Raw genomic sequence first — 14,755 nt, 5'->3', positions numbered from 1 at the left:
GTTGGACGGACGCCGCCTTGCCCGACTACTGCAGCAGGCGCCCCAGAAACTCGATGTCGTCGAAGCTGTCGTTGCCGGTTGGGCCGTTTCGTATCACGGTCAACCCGCGTGACGGGATGATGTACAGCCGTTGGTCGTAAGCCCCGGCTGCCATCACGAAGTCGGCCGGCACGCGCGCGTCGTCGATGATGGGCTTGATCTGGCGGGTGAACTGGCTTTTGTTGTTGGCGTCGATGGTGGCGCCCAAATCGGCGGGAACCGGCCGCTTGAGCCACCAGTAAAAGCCGTAGGCCGGGTGGGCCTTCTGGCCCTTGAACACCTGCTCGAAAACCTCGCGCTTGAGCAAGCTCGGGCCCGTCCAAGCCCCATCCATGCTGAGCCGAATGAACTCCCCCAGCTTGCTCCAGTCGCGGGCGGTGAGGTATGCACCCCCCGACAGATTGGGGTGCCCATCCTCGAAGTTGGAGCCCCAGCGCAGGGAGGTGATGCCCAGGGGCTTCAACAACACCCGGTCGAAATAAGACACCGCCGACTCTCCCGCCAGCAAGCGCTCCAAGGCCAGTCCAAAGATGTTCGGGTCGCCGCTGTAGATGAACACCTCGCCGGGCGGGTTGAGCACCGGTGCAGCCAAGTACTCCTGCCATCCCTTGAGGTCGTTGAGTTCCTTGAGGCCACTGGTCATGGTCAGCAGGTGGCGGTAGGTGATCTTGCTCTTGGTCGGGTCGGACTTCCACTCGGTCAGTGCCCGCTGCGCCACCGGCTCATCCAATTCGTACAGCCCCTGCGACGCCCCGATGGCCCCCACCAGGCCGGTCAGGCCCTTGGTGGCGCTGGCCAGCAACTGCGTGCGCGATTCGCCCCCGCCGGCGGCATAGGCTTCGTCGAGCACCACGCCCTGGTGCATGACCATGAAGGTTTGGCCGCCCGTGGCGAACGAGTAGTCCTTCGCGGCCTTCAGGGCCTGCGCTGAGGGCGCCACCGACAGGCGCGACTGGAAGAAGGCCCAGGCGACCTCGGCGAACTCAACGTCGCGGTTCTGGATGCCGGTGGCCGGGTTGGGGTTGGTGAGGACGGTGCGGCTGGGCACGGTGTGGCCCGCGCCATCCAGGCGCCACCACTGCAGCGGCGGATTGCCGGCATGGTCGAAGCGGTTCGCCGGCCCGGCGTCGGTCGGGTCCAAGTTCACCACGGTCGTGGTAGGGACCACGGCGCTCAAGCCGTTGATTTGCAGCCAGCGGTCGCGCGTGGCCTCGGCCGACACCACCCGCCCTCGGTTGCAGGCACCACCCAGGTTGGCCACGCAGCCGCCCGCCCAGGGCATTTGGGTGTCGCCAGTGCCATGCAGCAGGGCGATGGCCACCGGGCGTCCGGGTCCGGTGGTGCAGGCGCCGGGTTTGGGCTTTTCCGGCAGGGCGCCACCGGCCGAGGCCACCGCCGCCACCATCTCCGGCCGGTTGAAGGCAAAGGCCTGGGTCATCTGCGCGCCGTTCGAGCCTCCTGCCATGAACACCTTCGACAAAGGCAGCTTGAACTCGCCAGACACCCGGGTGATCAGCGCCGACAAAAAGCCCACATCGTCGGCACCGCTGGCCACCGTGTTGTCGGCTCGGCAGTCGTCCCAGCCTGGGTTGCTCTCGATGTCCTTGGCCGGCAAGCCACCGGGGTAGACGACGACGAAGCCTTCGCGGTCGGCCACCGTGCGGAACACCGACAGCGGATGCTTGCCCAACTCCGAAACGCCCAGGCCCTCGCCGCCCCCGCCGTGCAACACCAACACCACGGCCTTGGGGCTGCTCAAGCCCGCGGGCAGGTGCACGCGGAAGCGTCGCTCCACACCGGACATCGTCAAGCTGTGCTCGCTCAGCCCGACCGGGTACGGGGCTGGGCTGGGGGCTGGGCTGGGGGCTGGGCTGGGTGCTGGGCTGGGTGCTGGGCTGGGGGCTGGGCTGGGGGCCGGGCCGGGGGCCGGCGCGGGCGGGGGCGGCGCAGGGGTGGGCACGGGGGCTGGCGCTGGCGTGGACGGGGCGTCACCGCCACCGCCGCCGCAGGCGCCCAAAGCGAGCATCACGCTCAGACTCAGCAAGCCCGCCCAGTGTGGGCGGCGTGGCTTGGCGCACAGCTGCAGGTTCGGCTTCATGGGCACTTCTTTCGATCTGCGGCGGCTTGAACGATCAGGTCGCGTCGCCGGGCTTGCGGCTTTCGCGTTGCTCCTTCATCTTGGAGCGAGCCACCTCCAACTCCTCCTTGGACAGCAGGCCGTCCTTGTTGGTGTCCATGCGATCAAAGCCCTTCTCCAGCCGAGCATGGCCCTTCACCTCCTCACGCGACAGCTGGCCATCGTGGTTGGCATCCAACTTCATCGCTTTGTGCCCGCGCTGTGCAGGGTGCTCTTTGCCCGCTGCCTGCGGGGTCTGCGCATTCAAGGCCACGGGCAGGGTCACACAAGCTACCAGCGTCGTCGCCACCAACCGTTTCAAGGTCTTCATCGCTCACTCCATGTCAAGTTCAAAACAAGGCCGGTGTCGCGGCCTCGACAAGCCCCGATCCAGTCCTGAAGCCGCCGGAGCCAGCCATCGACCGCTGTTCAGCAGCAACAGGCGATACCGGCAGGTACGTGGTTGGACCGTGGTGGGGTCGGACAAAGTCTCGTGCCCACAAACCAGCGCTTTGGTGACCGGCGTGCAAAGTTTCGTGAAGCCCGCGCCTGACACTGGCCCCCGCGGCCTGCTCTTACATTGCGCCCCATGCCGCCGTCGCTGTCGTCCGTCTTTGCCTTCCTGCCCTGGGCCGACTGGCTCGCTCTGGGTCTTTTCTTCGCCGCTTGGTGGGGCTACGCCCACTGGTCGCGTTGGCGCTCGGCCAAGCGTCTGTCCATCTTGGCCACCACCAACCGCTGGCGGCGCGAGTGGATGTTGCAAACCACCCGGCGCGACAACCGCATCGTCGACGCCGCCGTCACCCAGTCGCTCTCGGCCAGCCCGGCCTTCTTTGCCAGCACCAGCATCCTGATCATTGGCGGCCTGCTGGCCGCTCTGGCCGCCACCGAAAAGGCCACCGAGCTGGTACGCGAAATCCCCTTCGCCGCTCGCACCACCATGCTGGTGTTCGACCTCAAGCTGGCCGTGCTCACGGCCATCTTTGTGTTTGCCTTCTTCCGCTTCACCTGGAGCATCCGGCAGTACAGCTTCGGCGCCATCCTGGTGGGCGCCGCGCCCAGCGCCGACCAATTCCCCGACGAAGCCGCCCGCCAAGCCTACGCCGACCGCGCCGGCCGCCTCATGGGCATGGCCGCCGAAACCTTCAACGACGGCCTGCGCGCCTACTACCTCTCCTTCGCGGTGATCGGCTGGTTCGTCTCGCCCTGGGCCTTCATCGGCGCCACCGCCTTCGTGGTGTGGGTGCTGTACCGGCGGGAGTTCCACAGCGATGTGTTGGCGACATTGAGGGAGGGGTTGTGAGGCGGAGCGCGACCGTGCGGTCGGTTGGGCCTCACGGGGGATTGCCGTCCTCGGAGGAGTTGGGGGAGGGGGCAAAAGGCAAGACCTGACCCCGTTATCCGCAGCCAACACGGCGCGCAAGAGGCTTGGCCGCTACTTGGCCGGTGGCGAGGTGGCTCTTGCCGACGCGTCCTCTCGCCCCCAGCGCGCGCTCGATCACCAAACCCCCATCCAGGCCCTCAAAGCCTGGCAGATCACGTCACCTCAGTTGTTCAAGAAACGGGTGCAGGACCTGCCGGGGCTGGATATCTAGTGTCCATCATGTAGGAACCGTTCTAGCAGTCTGCATACAAGTTTTACTGCATCGAGCGGGGTGAGGCACTACTTGGGGTTCGTGAATTTGTATATGGGAACTAGGCTCCCGCTTCGAAATTTGCTCGCATAATCCATGACGGAAATTCGGTCGCCTGGCCTCATGCTTGAGAAGCTCTTTTCCGGCAATCCATTAAATTTGCTCATCGAATGAGCGTCGTCTAACATTGAAAGGAAAAGTAGTGAATATAGTGGACTCTGCCCAGATATGCCTCCGATTGAGTAAGACGAAGCTAGCGCACTGATGGCTGAGCTATTTCCCATTTGTGCAGATTTGTGCAAGAGATCGAGCGCCCTGTTGACGAGCCCGCCATCTTCTGCATTCCCAGTGCTATAACGAGAAAGCCTATATGCCGCAATGGAGAGGTCGTTCATATCGATGCTTTTATCAAATTCGGCGGCGGACAGCAGGAGTTTAATCTCTTTTCTCAGAATGTCATCGCCCGCTTGTTTGCAGTGACTTAATCCATCTGCCCCTTTGTCGCGACAAGCCCGCAAAACCTCCGCTGCCAGGATAGAAGCTGTCAGGTCGCCCGTAGCTGCTTTCGAGAGCAGGTCATTGGGAGCAAGCTCAAAATAGCTCTTGTCGGCATTTTTCTTGAGTTCATTTACTGAGCTTGGAGCAAAGGGCGATTTTCCGCCTAGTGCCAGTTGACGAACGTTTTGCGCGAATGCGATGTGCGGTGCTTCGGCCACATGAGGGGCGTTAATTGTCGAGTTAATTCGACCTTCGTTAATCGCAGTAGACCTCGCAGGGGACGAGGTGCCCTTTGCTGGGGAAGTAGTTTGGGCGTCGACTTGAGGCGAGAGAATCTTGTGGCCGAAATGGAGCGCGATGACCGCCGCTATCACAGTGGCTGTCACTAGGATCAATCCCTTCGTATTCATAACTTTGATATGGTTTCGCGCTTATGGTGGTGTGGTTCGACCTCTGCGAACAGACGTCGCAAGATAATGATGGCGCGACAACATACTTTTGCGATAGTGCTGTGCTCTGCGCCCCTGGGCACTTCTCGAAACCCCAATATCGGGCCTTCCGACCCTCCGCAACCCATTGATTCGCATGCCGAGTCGGCGGCGAATATTTGGTTTCGAGAAGTTCCCCCCTGGGTTCTGCAGCTTGCGGGGTGGTCGGCGATATGTGCCGACAACATCCTTCGGAGGCCAAGCCGCATCAGGTTGGCCGTTGTTAGGTCGACGGCCATTCGAAGAGTTGATGGCTCAACTCGGAGAACTCAACAAGAAGGTTGCCAAGTTCATTAATGGATGAAGTATCCGAGTGAAGCTTGAGGCTGCACCGACCACCCTCAGTCCCGCCGGCCGACATTGTTATTTCTAGGCAATAGTGACCGGTCGAGTCTTGTGGTTTGACACTTATTGAAAGGTATGAGTGTAATACTGAGACGTCCGCCAAGCCGCCGTAAGACCACTCGAGCTTTTGGTCAACTTCACCAGTCAGTTCAGCTAAACGTTGACCCAAGAGCCTCAGCTCAGAGGTCTCACAGTAAATCTCGACGGCGCCTGAAAAAAAGCCATTTGATGTGGCAAAAATCAGATTTATTGTGTACGGTTCCTCATACGGAACCCTCGTGATTCTGATGCCTGTCCAGTTCGTCGTGCTCGGGATCATTGCTGGGCTCCCACTTTCAAGAATTTTGGTGATGCTGGAAGGGCAGCGGGTGTAACAGTCAAACCGAAAAAACGAGGAGAAGTAAGTGGCTACTGCCCCTTCGTCTCCTCGCCAACAGCTAGACGGTCAATTATCTACAGCCTCCGCCTCCGCCTGAGAAATTGGTAACTATCTGGCCACCAGTGTCGACCCAACCGCCAACGACGACTACGCGACCACTGGGCTCGATGTAGCCATAAGTGCGGTAGCTATAGCTCGGCATGTAGAGATAAACCGCCTGGTAGCCACCGCAATCGCGTGGCTCCTTCTCTTCTAAGAGGTCCCAATATGCGGATTCAACAAGTCCGGCATTGGAAATTCCATCTGGTGAAGCTTGACCGGTATGAATTGTTTTCTTTACCTTCCCGGTGCAGCCCTCATCCACCGTATTCTTGAACTTTATCTGCGCTGTGCCCAGAGTCATTGAGTTAACCATGTAATGGATCTCAATTCGCACCTCCCTTTGCCTAAGATAAAACGCCGAGCCGATGAGTGAAACCTTTTCAGAATAATGCTTTATTTCAACGATTGAACGCTTCTCCCACCCAGCCAGCGCGAACTGAGGGTCCTTGAAGGGTCCATACATGATCAGCCTGCCCGGCGGCTCAGTGTTTATGCCGGAGTATATCTTCGCGCGCCATGAAGCAATGTCGTGCAAAGCGGATTCAAGAGTGGTTTCCTCCGAATAGCAACCGGGTTCTGATCGGCCGTCAACTTGCGCATAACTTGATGTGCATAGCAAAAGCAATGCTAGTGCCAACATCGTAAAACATCGGTGCATAAATCCTCCTTTGAAAATAGTTCATTGTAGGGCACTTCTCGAAACCTCCCTCACACCTTGAGCGCGTAGGCCGGCACGATGCGAAGCATGATCACCCCGCGCATCAAGCCCTCGGCCTTCTGGGGAACTTCTCGAAACCTACTTTCTCCAAACGGCGTCGTTATTGGAATCAATAACTTGCGCGGTGTCGGGCGGTCTAAATTTGAGGTTTCGAGAAGTGCCCTCTGGCGTCGCCAGCCCACTGCTGACCTGTTTGTTCAGGAACAGCGCCAGACCAAGCTGGGGGGCTTCATTGCCAACTTGGCGGCCATGGACGAGTTGGTGAACTTCGCCGCCATTGCCGCTCAAGTTGATGCCACGTGCCCGCGCCCGGATCGCGCACGAGGCGGCCGTCCGCCGTACCCCACCGGGCGGGCCTTGGGGTCAGGTCTTGCCTTTTGCCTCCCCTGAAGGGCCTTGGGATCAGGTCTTGCCTTTTGCCTCCCCGGATGGCGCACCTCATTGAGTGCACCTCAGGCGGGCGGCGCACTGCACATCTCCCCGGGCGCCAGCCTCTCCTGACCGGAAAAAGCCCTCGGGGCGGCCGGTTGCGAGCGCGTCCTCAGACCCAATTCACGAGCCGCTGGCCTCGCGCGGGATGAACCGCGCTGCGACCCCGCAGAAAGCGGCGCCCCTGGGCTCAGGTCTGCCCCGAGCGCGAAGCCGCGGCGGATCTTAGCGGCCCTGCCGCCTGCGCATCCAAACGGGGCCGCCCGTTGCAAACGGTGGCAAGCTGACCCCCTCGCGGCGCATCCCGGCCGACCTCCTCCCAGAAGGCCCCATGCACCCAACCGTTCCTGAAGTCCAGAGCACCCACGGGTCGCGAAGAAACCGTGTGGTGCTGTTGGCGGTTCTGCCCTTCATGCTGATCGCGATGGGCGCCAGCGTGTTCTGGGTCGTCCTCATCGGCCGTATCGCCCTGGGCGCGGTGGCGCTGTTTTTTCCCGTGGCCATCGTGGTGATTCCGGCCGCGTTGGGCATGGCCGGCCTGCTGTTGGGCGGCGCTGGCGCTGGACTGGCCGCGTTGGGGGCGATGCTTTGGTCGGGCAGCAGCCTCCGGCGCTGGGGGCTGGCTGCACCGGCCCTGCTCTTGGGGCTGAGCTTCGTCGCTGGCACGCCGTTTCTGCACGACAGCCTGGCCGCACAACTGGCTGACGGATTCGGTGTGCAGTGGTCGGCCTGGGCGCTGGTGGCACAGCTGGTGTTTCCAGCGGTCGTGGCGGTGATGGCGCTGTGCGTTCTTTGGCCGGGGGGATCGCCATCGCGACTGGCAACGGGCGTGGCGTGGCTGGGCGTGGGCCTGGCCTGGGCGGCGCTGTTCTATGAGCGAATCGGGGTCAGGTCTTGCCTTTTGCTTCCTGTCCCACTGCGTCGTCTAAACGTAGACAAAAGGCAAGACCCCAGTGGCACGGTCGGTTGGGCCTTACGGGGGATTGCCGTCCTCGGAGGAGTTGGGGCCGAAATGCCGGAATCCGGCAGTCGCGGTGCATCAAGCGGGCTCAGAGCGCCCAAACGGGGTTACGCGAAGTGCCCCTTGGAAGCGCTGCGCGAGGAGGCGCTCGGCGGCGGTGTGACGTTGGGGCTCGGTTGACTCGGAGGCGGCGTGGGCCCGGGGTTGGCCGGGTTCCAGGGCCACGATGGTGGCGCCCGAGGCCTGATCGAGCAACGTCGCGCCAAAGACTTCAGTGACCGCCGCCCGGGACGCGCCCGCGCTCACGCAACCAGGCCGTGGCCTGTGCGGCAGGTATCGGGCGTGCGAAGTGCCAGCCCTGCAACACGTCGCAGCCCATCTCGCGCAGCAACTCAACGTGTACCGGGGTTTCAACGCCCTCGGCCACGACCTTCAGGTCGAAGTTACGCGCCAAGGCAATGATGGTGCGGCAGATGGCTCGGTCCGATGCATCGGCTTGCAGGTGGCGGACGAAGCCCTGGTCGATTTTGAGGCTGTCGATCGGGTAGCGCTTGAGGTAGGCCAAGCTGGAGTAGCCAGTGCCGAAGTCGTCCATGGAGAGCGCCACGCCTTGCGCCCTCAGGGCGTTGAGGATGCGAAGCACACGCTCGCCGTTCTTCATGGCGATGCTTTCGGTGATTTCCAACTCGAGCGCATCGGCGGGGATGCCAGAGGCCGCCAGGGCCTCGGCAACGATGCCGGGCAGGCTGTCGTCTTCGAACTGACGGGAGGAGAGGTTCACGGCCACCCGAATGCCGGTGACGCCCGAATCCATCCATGCGCGCATCTGCCGCACCGACTGGTGCAGCACCCAGGTGCCCATGGGCACGATCAGGCCGCTTTCCTCGGCCAAAGGGATGAACTCGGCAGGCGAGACGGCGCCGAATTCGGGCGATTGCCAACGCATCAGGGCCTCCAAACCGACGATGGCCTCCCCCCGGCACGCCACCTGCGGCTGGTAGTGGATGGACAACTGCCCGGCATCGAGGGCCTCATGCAGGCCCTGCAGCAAGCGGGCGCGTCGGCTCAATTGGGCTTGGCCATCGGGGCTGTGGAAGGCCAAGGTGCCGCCTGGAACGGCCGGGGGCTCGGCGGCCTCGGCATGACGCAGCAAGGTTTCCACGTCCCGGCCGCCGGCCGGGAAGAAAGCGACGCCTGCCGTGGGCGCCAGGTGCACCGACCGCTCGCCAACCGCCAAGGAGGCCGCGAGGGAAGCCAGCAACCGGCGCAGTTCCTGCTCCACGGGGGCTTCACCCGAGACGCCTGAAAACACGACGGCGAAGCGAGCATCGCCGACGCGCCCCATCTCCATCCGGAGGCCACGCTCCACCGCTGCCGGGACACCCGTGACGAGCCGCTCGGCGCAGGCGCGCAGGGCGTCGTCGGCCACCCGCGCGCCATCGATGTGGCGTAACACGGCGATGCCATCCAACTCGATCGACGCGACCGCCAGGGACTGCGCAGCACGTCCGGCCGCATCGATCGCCGTGGCCAGCCGGTCTTCGAATCCCCGGCGGTTGGGCAGGTTGGTCACGGGGTCGTGGTCGCGGAGGTAGTCGGTTTCGGCCTGAAGCCGAACGATCTCGCGCGAGCGCTGTTCAGCGCGCTCCAGCTGGGTTTTGACCAGTTGGAGCAGCTCAGCGCGCTCGAACGGCTTGGTGAGGTAGTCGTCCGCGCCCAGGGTCATGCCTTCGCGCACGTCGCTGCGGTCGGCCCGGGCGGTGAGAAACACGAAGGGCACGTGCGTGGTGGCAGCCTCGGTGCGCAGCGCCCGCAGCAGGCCGTGGCCGTCCAGTTCCGGCATCATCACGTCCGAGATGACGAGCGCCGGGGTTTGGGCCCGTGCCATCTCCAGGGCCAAGCGGCCGTTCTCGGCGGTTCGAACCTCGAAGCCCTCCAACCGGAGGAGACGGGCGAGGTTGGTGCGGATGGTGAGATCGTCCTCGGCAATCAAGATGGTCATGCGGCTCGCCTGCTGGGGATGTATACGGTGAAGGTGGTGCCGACGCCCAAGGTGCTGTGGACCTCGATGCGTCCGCCATGCAATTCCACCGACTGCTTGACGATGGCCAAGCCCAGGCCGGTGCCGGAGATGTTGCCGACGTTGCTGGCGCGGTGGAACGATTCAAAGAGGCGCTTTTGGTCGGCTTCAGGGATGCCGATGCCCTGGTCGACGACGTCGAAGCGCAGGCCCTCATCCTCAACCCGAACTCGCAACTGCACATCGCCGCCTTCCGGCGAATACTTAAGCCCGTTGGAGAGCAGGTTGCCCAGCAGGTGGCGCAGGAGCTTGGCATCGAGGTGCCAGAGCCCGTCGACATCTGCCAAGTCGAGCAGGATGCGCGGCCGCCCCTCGCCATCGGGCCGTGACTGGGCAGCCTCGTTACGGATTTGCGCGCAAAGGTCGGTCAGGTCGGTCGCCGCTGGCGTGAAGCGGATGCTCTGAGCATCCCCGCGCCCGATGAGAAGGATGTCATCAAGCATGCGGGTCATGCGGGTGACGGCATCGCGGATCTGCCGAAACATCTCGTCCTTTTCCTGGGCATCCAGCCGCTCGCCGTACGTGGCGATCAGGTCGATCGACGACAGGATGCCGGCCAGAGGCGTACGGAACTCGTGCGACGTGGTGGCCACGAACCGGGACTTGAGCTGACCGAATTCGCGCTCGCGCGTCAAGGCGTTGAGCAGCTCTTCTTCGGCGCGCTTGCGCTCCGTGATGTCGACGAAGGTCCACAAGCTGGTGATGCCGCCATCGCTCGCAGGCATGCGCGAACCGTGCACTTGCACCCAGATGGGCTTGCTATCGGCGCGGCGCAGCTCCAACTCGCCCGCGTAGCGGCCTTCGGCGTCCAGGGTGGCGAGCACGCTGGGCAGCACGGCATTGAAGTCGGTCTCGCTGCGAAAGAGCAGCGCCACGGGCTGCCCCTGCAAGGCCCCCGGTGGGTAACCGAACAGCGCCTCGAGGGTGCTGTTGGCCCAACGCAGTTGTCGAGAGGCGATCAGGCCGATACCAATGACCGTGCTCTGGAGCATCACCTCCTGCTCTCGGGTCTTGGCCAGCAACTTCTCTTCCAGCTCGTGGCGTTGGGTCACATCACCCAGGAACGACAGCGTGGCGGCCTTACCCTCCCACTCGATGGCCACCGCCGACAGCTCGACCCACACCACGCGCCCATCGGCCCCCAGGATGCGGAAGGTGTAGCGCTGTTCGGCCGGCTCGCCCGCCAGGCGGCGCCGGTGGTTCTCGACCACGCGCTCAACATCACCTGGGTGAATGAAATGGGTGAACGGTGCCCCGCGCAACTCTTCGAGCGTGCGGTTCAGGCAACGTTCGAGGAAGGCGTTGGCGTAGATCACCCGACTCCCGCCCACGATGAGGATGCCTTCGGTGCCGTTCTCGACGATGGATCGGTACTTGGTCTCCTGCTCGCGAAGCTGGCGCTCGGTTTCTTTGCGCGCACCGATGTCGCGCAACAGTGCACCGAACAAGGGGCCGCGGGGGGTGTCCACGTGCCACAGCGAGAGCTCGACGGGAAACTCGTGCCCGTCGCGGTGAACAGCGGACATCTCGAGCACACGGTCAGAGCCGCGCGACTGCCCCGAGGCGAGAACGCTTTTCATACGTGCCTCATGGGCCTCGCGAAACCGCAGGGGAATGATGCGCTCGGACAACTTCTGGCCAAGCATCTCGTCGGCTGTCCAGCCCAGGATCCTTTCGGCACTGTCGTTCCACGCCGAGACCCGGCCCTCGGCGTCCAGGGTGAAGATGGCGTCGAGCGAGGCGTCGAGCAGCTGCTCGAACTGGCGGACGTCGTCCGACTGGCGGACGAGCGCGAGCCCGGCCTGCTCCTCGGCCAAAGCAAAGGTCGTCACCAAACCACACAGCAGAAGGTAGATGCAGGCGAAGCGCAGGATCTCGATCTGCGACAGCAAATGCGCACTGGCGAGCAAGGCGTAAAGGCCCAGGCCGCCCATGGCCAGCGCGGCACGGCGCGGACGCAACAGAAAAACCATCTGTGCCGGGAACAGGTAGGCCCAGTGGTGGACCGAGTGCCCCTGGATCGAGCCCATGGCGATGGCGATCACCGTGTAGAGGCCCATGGTGGCGCCGGCCACATGCACGCCCAGGGGCTTGGGCAGCCCCATCACCAGCAGAAAGAGCAAAGCCCCCACGCCGGCCGTGATGCCAGCCAGCAAGGCCGCCACGCTGTGGCCCATGGCCGCACTGAGCGGCCCAAGGACCAGCATGATCCCGGTGGTGATGGCCAGCAGCGCGAGAGTGGCCCGCCAACGCAGGTGCTCCCGAGCCTCGAAGAACTCTTTGTGGGTGTCCACGGTGACCCTCCCCGTCCGAAGGTGCCTGATCCCGAAGTGAGCGCCTGGCCTCTGGCCCGGCTGCCGACGCAGCAGGCGCTTCAGCCCATCGGTCGGCCAGCAAGCCAGCCAACGGCGCCCCGCGAGGGATCCACGCCAAGCCGAAGCCCGATCACCTTGCCAACCGACGACGCCAAGCCCCGCCGACTTCGTTGTCCATGCCCAGCGCAGTGTCGCAGACCTTCAGGCGAGCCCATTCGTCCCAGCAGCCGCCCCACAGGTAGCGAGCTGAAGCCTTCCCGCGGCGATCGGTGGCGCGTCTGCTGATGGCCCTGCGTCGAAAGGAGGTCGGCCGCGCCACCGTCGCGGTCTCAGCCCCGTGCGCGAACATGGCTCGGGGCAGGGGCTGCTTCTTCGGCGAGCGCTGCCCGGCGTTTCAGTGGGATTCGCCTGCCCTCAAGACGTCGGCAACCCCAACAGCGCCCGCGCTCGCACCGCCTCTGTGCCTGGGAAGCGCTCGGCGATCAGCCGCTCGGCCGCTGCTTGGCGCTGCAGCTCGGTCAGCTCGGGCGCCGTGCGCAGACGGGCCAGTTCGGTGCGGGCCTCGGTCAGACGGCGCTCCCAGGCTTGCCACTCGGCCTGCACGGCGGCTTCGCGCTCGGCAGCTTGGGGGTGCAGGGGCGGCGTGGGCTCGGGGGCGGCCGGCGCGGGTTGGCCGGATTCCAGCGCCACGATGGTGGCGCTGAGTTCGCGTTCCTCAATGGCGTAGAAGGCCGCGGCCCAAGCGGGGCCGAGGTGATGGCGGCGCACCTGCTGGCGCTCGGCCAACGCGGGGCGCCAGGTCTCGGGGCGGCGGGGGTGCACGTGGGTGCGCCAGGGGTGCTGCTGCAGGGCCAGGTAGCGCCCCCACAGGGCCAGCACCTCGTCGGCCACGGGCGGTGGGAGCTCGGTGCGGGCCAGGCGCGCCAGTTCGTCCTGCAGGGCGGCCAGGGGCAGTTCGCCCTGGCGGCTGAGCAGGTGGTCAAAGCGGCGGCGCAGACCGACCCCGGGGCGCAAGGCGCCTTGGCCGGGCCAAGCCCAGTCGCCGTCCAGCTCGGTGCCGGCCAGCGAGCCACGGCCCAGCACCGGCGCGGCGGGGGACGACGCAGGGCGAGAGGCGAGGCCGGCCGCCGCCGCCCGAACAGGCGCGGTGGGCGCGGGCATGGCGGTGTTGGGTGCGGCCGCCGGCGAGGGCCCGCCCTGCGGCGAGCCCCCGAACCAACCCCAGCCCACGGCAGCGGCCAGCAGGCCGGCGCCGAGCAGCACGGCGGGCTTCACAGGCCGGCGTTCTTCAGCCGGTTGGCGTGGGCGCGGTACACGGCCACGGGGTCGGAGGCGAAGACGCTGCGCAGGCCGAAGACGTGGTTCATCTGGTCGATGTGGTTCCAACCGTAGTCGTCGCGCAGCACGGTGCCCCAGTGGTTGGAGCAGCGGCTGACCAAGCCGTCGTTGGGCTCGAGGCCGAAGAACACGGCGCTGGCGCCGAGGAAAGCGTCGGACACGTCCAGCGCGTTCGTCAGCACCCAAGTGCCGCCCATGGAGTAGTAGCGCACGCCATTCACACTGGCCGGCCCGCTGCCGCAGGCGGTGGTGGGTGCGCCTTGGGGGAAGCGGCGGTTGAAGTCCTTGGCCCCCGCGGTGGACAGCGACTGCAGCGAGCCCAGCGCGTTTTGCGGGTTGCTGCCGCTGCCCGAGAGGTAGGCCACCACGGCGGACAAGCCATTCACCACAGCCGCCACCGCCGCTGTGGTGCCCGTGGCGCTGGTGATGCCCTGGATGGCGTCGGCCACCTTGCTGCCCTGGTGCGGCGTGCCCACGGTGGTCACGCTGGCCACCAAATCGGGCGCCACGGCGGCCACGTAGCGCGCGGTGTTGCCGCCGTGGCTGTGGCCCAGCAGGTTGAACTTGGTGTGGCCGTAGCGGGCCTTGAGGCTGCGCAGCTCTTTGAGCAGCTGCTCGCCGCGCACCTCGGTGCTGTTGCTTTGCGAAACGCTGGCCGTGTAGACCGTGGCGCCGCCCCCGCGCAGGTTGCTGGGCACGCCGTAAAAGTACTGCACAGGGCCCAGGGCGTCGAAGCCCAGCAGGCCGTGCACCAGCACGATGGGGTGCTTCGTTTGGGTGTACGTGCTCGCCTGGGCGGCGCCCAGCAAGCCAAGGGACAAGACCGCAGCGGCGGCCCAACGCAGAGGGAAGTTCTTTCGGTTCATGGCCAAGTCTCCTGAGGATGTCGATTCAGGGACCGCATCGCCCGCTCCGTCGCCCCTTGGGGGTGAGGGTTCGATGCCCCGTGCTGCCCATCGGAACCCGAGGACGAACGGAGCGGTGCTGGTGCGGCCCCCCGGGGGGGCGGGACAACAACAGGGCGAGGCGCTGAAGGCCGGTACCGCATGGCTGTGGCGCAACGCCCCACATCTCGAGAACGGGGGCCAGCCGACAGCTCAACGGGCTGGTTTGCGAAGACGGAGTGTGGTGAGGTACATGTGGTTACATACCAGGACCAACCCGAACAACGTGCAGGTTTGCAACGCGGTGAAACGCAAGCCAGCCTTCGCTGGAACGACACTGCGCCGCATGCCACTCTCCGCGCCCCTGTCTGTGCCCTTGCCGCTGTCGCCGTCGGCGCTGCTGTCCGCGGTGGAGATCGCGGCCACCGT

The 14,755-nt window shown here is 64.8% G+C and carries 12 protein-coding genes and 1 pseudogene; 4 read left to right on the top strand and 9 right to left on the bottom strand.

All coding sequences use genetic code 11. The annotated features are described in order from the left end of the window. Positions 1 to 25: 25 nt before the first annotated feature. Both O9335_RS16400 and O9335_RS16395 read right to left on the bottom strand, forming a co-directional pair. Complete coding sequence (locus O9335_RS16400) at positions 26 to 2,137, bottom strand: serine hydrolase (RefSeq protein ID WP_298390174.1); 2,112 nt, start codon at positions 2,135 to 2,137, stop codon at positions 26 to 28. 34 nt (positions 2,138 to 2,171) lie between these two features. Then, positions 2,172 to 2,486, bottom strand: coding sequence for an EF-hand domain-containing protein (locus O9335_RS16395; RefSeq protein WP_298390172.1), 315 nt, complete (start codon positions 2,484 to 2,486; stop codon positions 2,172 to 2,174). Positions 2,487 to 2,744: 258 nt separating this feature from the next. Between O9335_RS16395 and O9335_RS16390 the strand changes: the two genes are divergently transcribed. Together O9335_RS16390 and O9335_RS16385 are read left to right on the top strand one after the other, a co-directional pair. Further along, on the top strand, positions 2,745 to 3,458 hold the full coding sequence (locus O9335_RS16390) for a DUF599 domain-containing protein (protein ID WP_298390169.1): 714 nt from the start codon (positions 2,745 to 2,747) through the stop codon (positions 3,456 to 3,458). Between the two features lie 172 nt (positions 3,459 to 3,630). Further along, positions 3,631 to 3,750: pseudogene (locus tag O9335_RS16385) on the top strand (IS481 family transposase); the annotation flags it as partial. A 68-nt stretch (positions 3,751 to 3,818) separates the two neighbouring features. Here O9335_RS16385 and O9335_RS16380 read toward each other — a convergent pair. Together O9335_RS16380 and O9335_RS16375 are read right to left on the bottom strand one after the other, a co-directional pair. Continuing rightward, positions 3,819 to 4,505 (bottom strand): hypothetical protein, encoded by a 687-nt coding sequence (locus O9335_RS16380; RefSeq protein ID WP_298390166.1) that lies wholly within the window; start codon positions 4,503 to 4,505, stop codon positions 3,819 to 3,821. 1,064 nt (positions 4,506 to 5,569) lie between these two features. Next, a complete protein-coding gene (locus tag O9335_RS16375) occupies positions 5,570 to 6,136 on the bottom strand; it encodes a hypothetical protein (protein ID WP_298390163.1) in 567 nt (188 codons plus the stop codon). A 210-nt stretch (positions 6,137 to 6,346) separates the two neighbouring features. On the opposite strand from O9335_RS16375, the gene O9335_RS16370 reads away from it, so the two are divergent. Together O9335_RS16370 and O9335_RS16365 are read left to right on the top strand one after the other, a co-directional pair. Next, positions 6,347 to 6,709: a hypothetical protein gene (locus tag O9335_RS16370; RefSeq protein ID WP_298390161.1), complete on the top strand. Its 363-nt coding sequence runs from the start codon at positions 6,347 to 6,349 to the stop codon at positions 6,707 to 6,709. Positions 6,710 to 7,172: 463 nt separating this feature from the next. Continuing rightward, complete coding sequence (locus O9335_RS16365) at positions 7,173 to 7,889, top strand: hypothetical protein (protein ID WP_298390158.1); 717 nt, start codon at positions 7,173 to 7,175, stop codon at positions 7,887 to 7,889. A 91-nt stretch (positions 7,890 to 7,980) separates the two neighbouring features. Here the strand turns inward: O9335_RS16365 and O9335_RS16360 are convergent, their stop codons facing one another. From O9335_RS16360 to O9335_RS16340, 5 genes are all read right to left on the bottom strand, one after another. Further along, positions 7,981 to 9,711, bottom strand: coding sequence for a bifunctional diguanylate cyclase/phosphodiesterase (locus O9335_RS16360; protein WP_298390155.1), 1,731 nt, complete (start codon positions 9,709 to 9,711; stop codon positions 7,981 to 7,983). Continuing rightward, positions 9,708 to 12,083 (bottom strand): PAS domain S-box protein, encoded by a 2,376-nt coding sequence (locus O9335_RS16355; protein WP_298390152.1) that lies wholly within the window; start codon positions 12,081 to 12,083, stop codon positions 9,708 to 9,710. Before O9335_RS16355 ends, O9335_RS16360 begins: the two co-directional genes overlap by 4 nt. Positions 12,084 to 12,518: 435 nt before the next feature. Beyond that, positions 12,519 to 13,379: a hypothetical protein gene (locus tag O9335_RS16350; protein WP_298390149.1), complete on the bottom strand. Its 861-nt coding sequence runs from the start codon at positions 13,377 to 13,379 to the stop codon at positions 12,519 to 12,521. Then, entirely contained in the window at positions 13,376 to 14,308 is a 933-nt protein-coding gene (locus O9335_RS16345) for a triacylglycerol lipase (RefSeq protein ID WP_298390145.1), read from the bottom strand. The genes O9335_RS16350 and O9335_RS16345 overlap by 4 nt, the downstream gene beginning before the upstream one ends. Positions 14,309 to 14,539: 231 nt before the next feature. Beyond that, on the bottom strand, positions 14,540 to 14,755 hold a 216-nt coding region (locus O9335_RS16340; protein WP_298390142.1), incomplete at its 5' end, for a hypothetical protein.

Source organism: Inhella sp., from assembly GCF_027532025.1.
In the GTDB taxonomy this organism is placed as follows: Bacteria; Pseudomonadota; Gammaproteobacteria; order Burkholderiales; family Burkholderiaceae_C; genus Inhella.
Note: the sequence above shows the minus strand (reverse complement) of the source record. Positions and strands in the feature narration are given on the sequence as shown.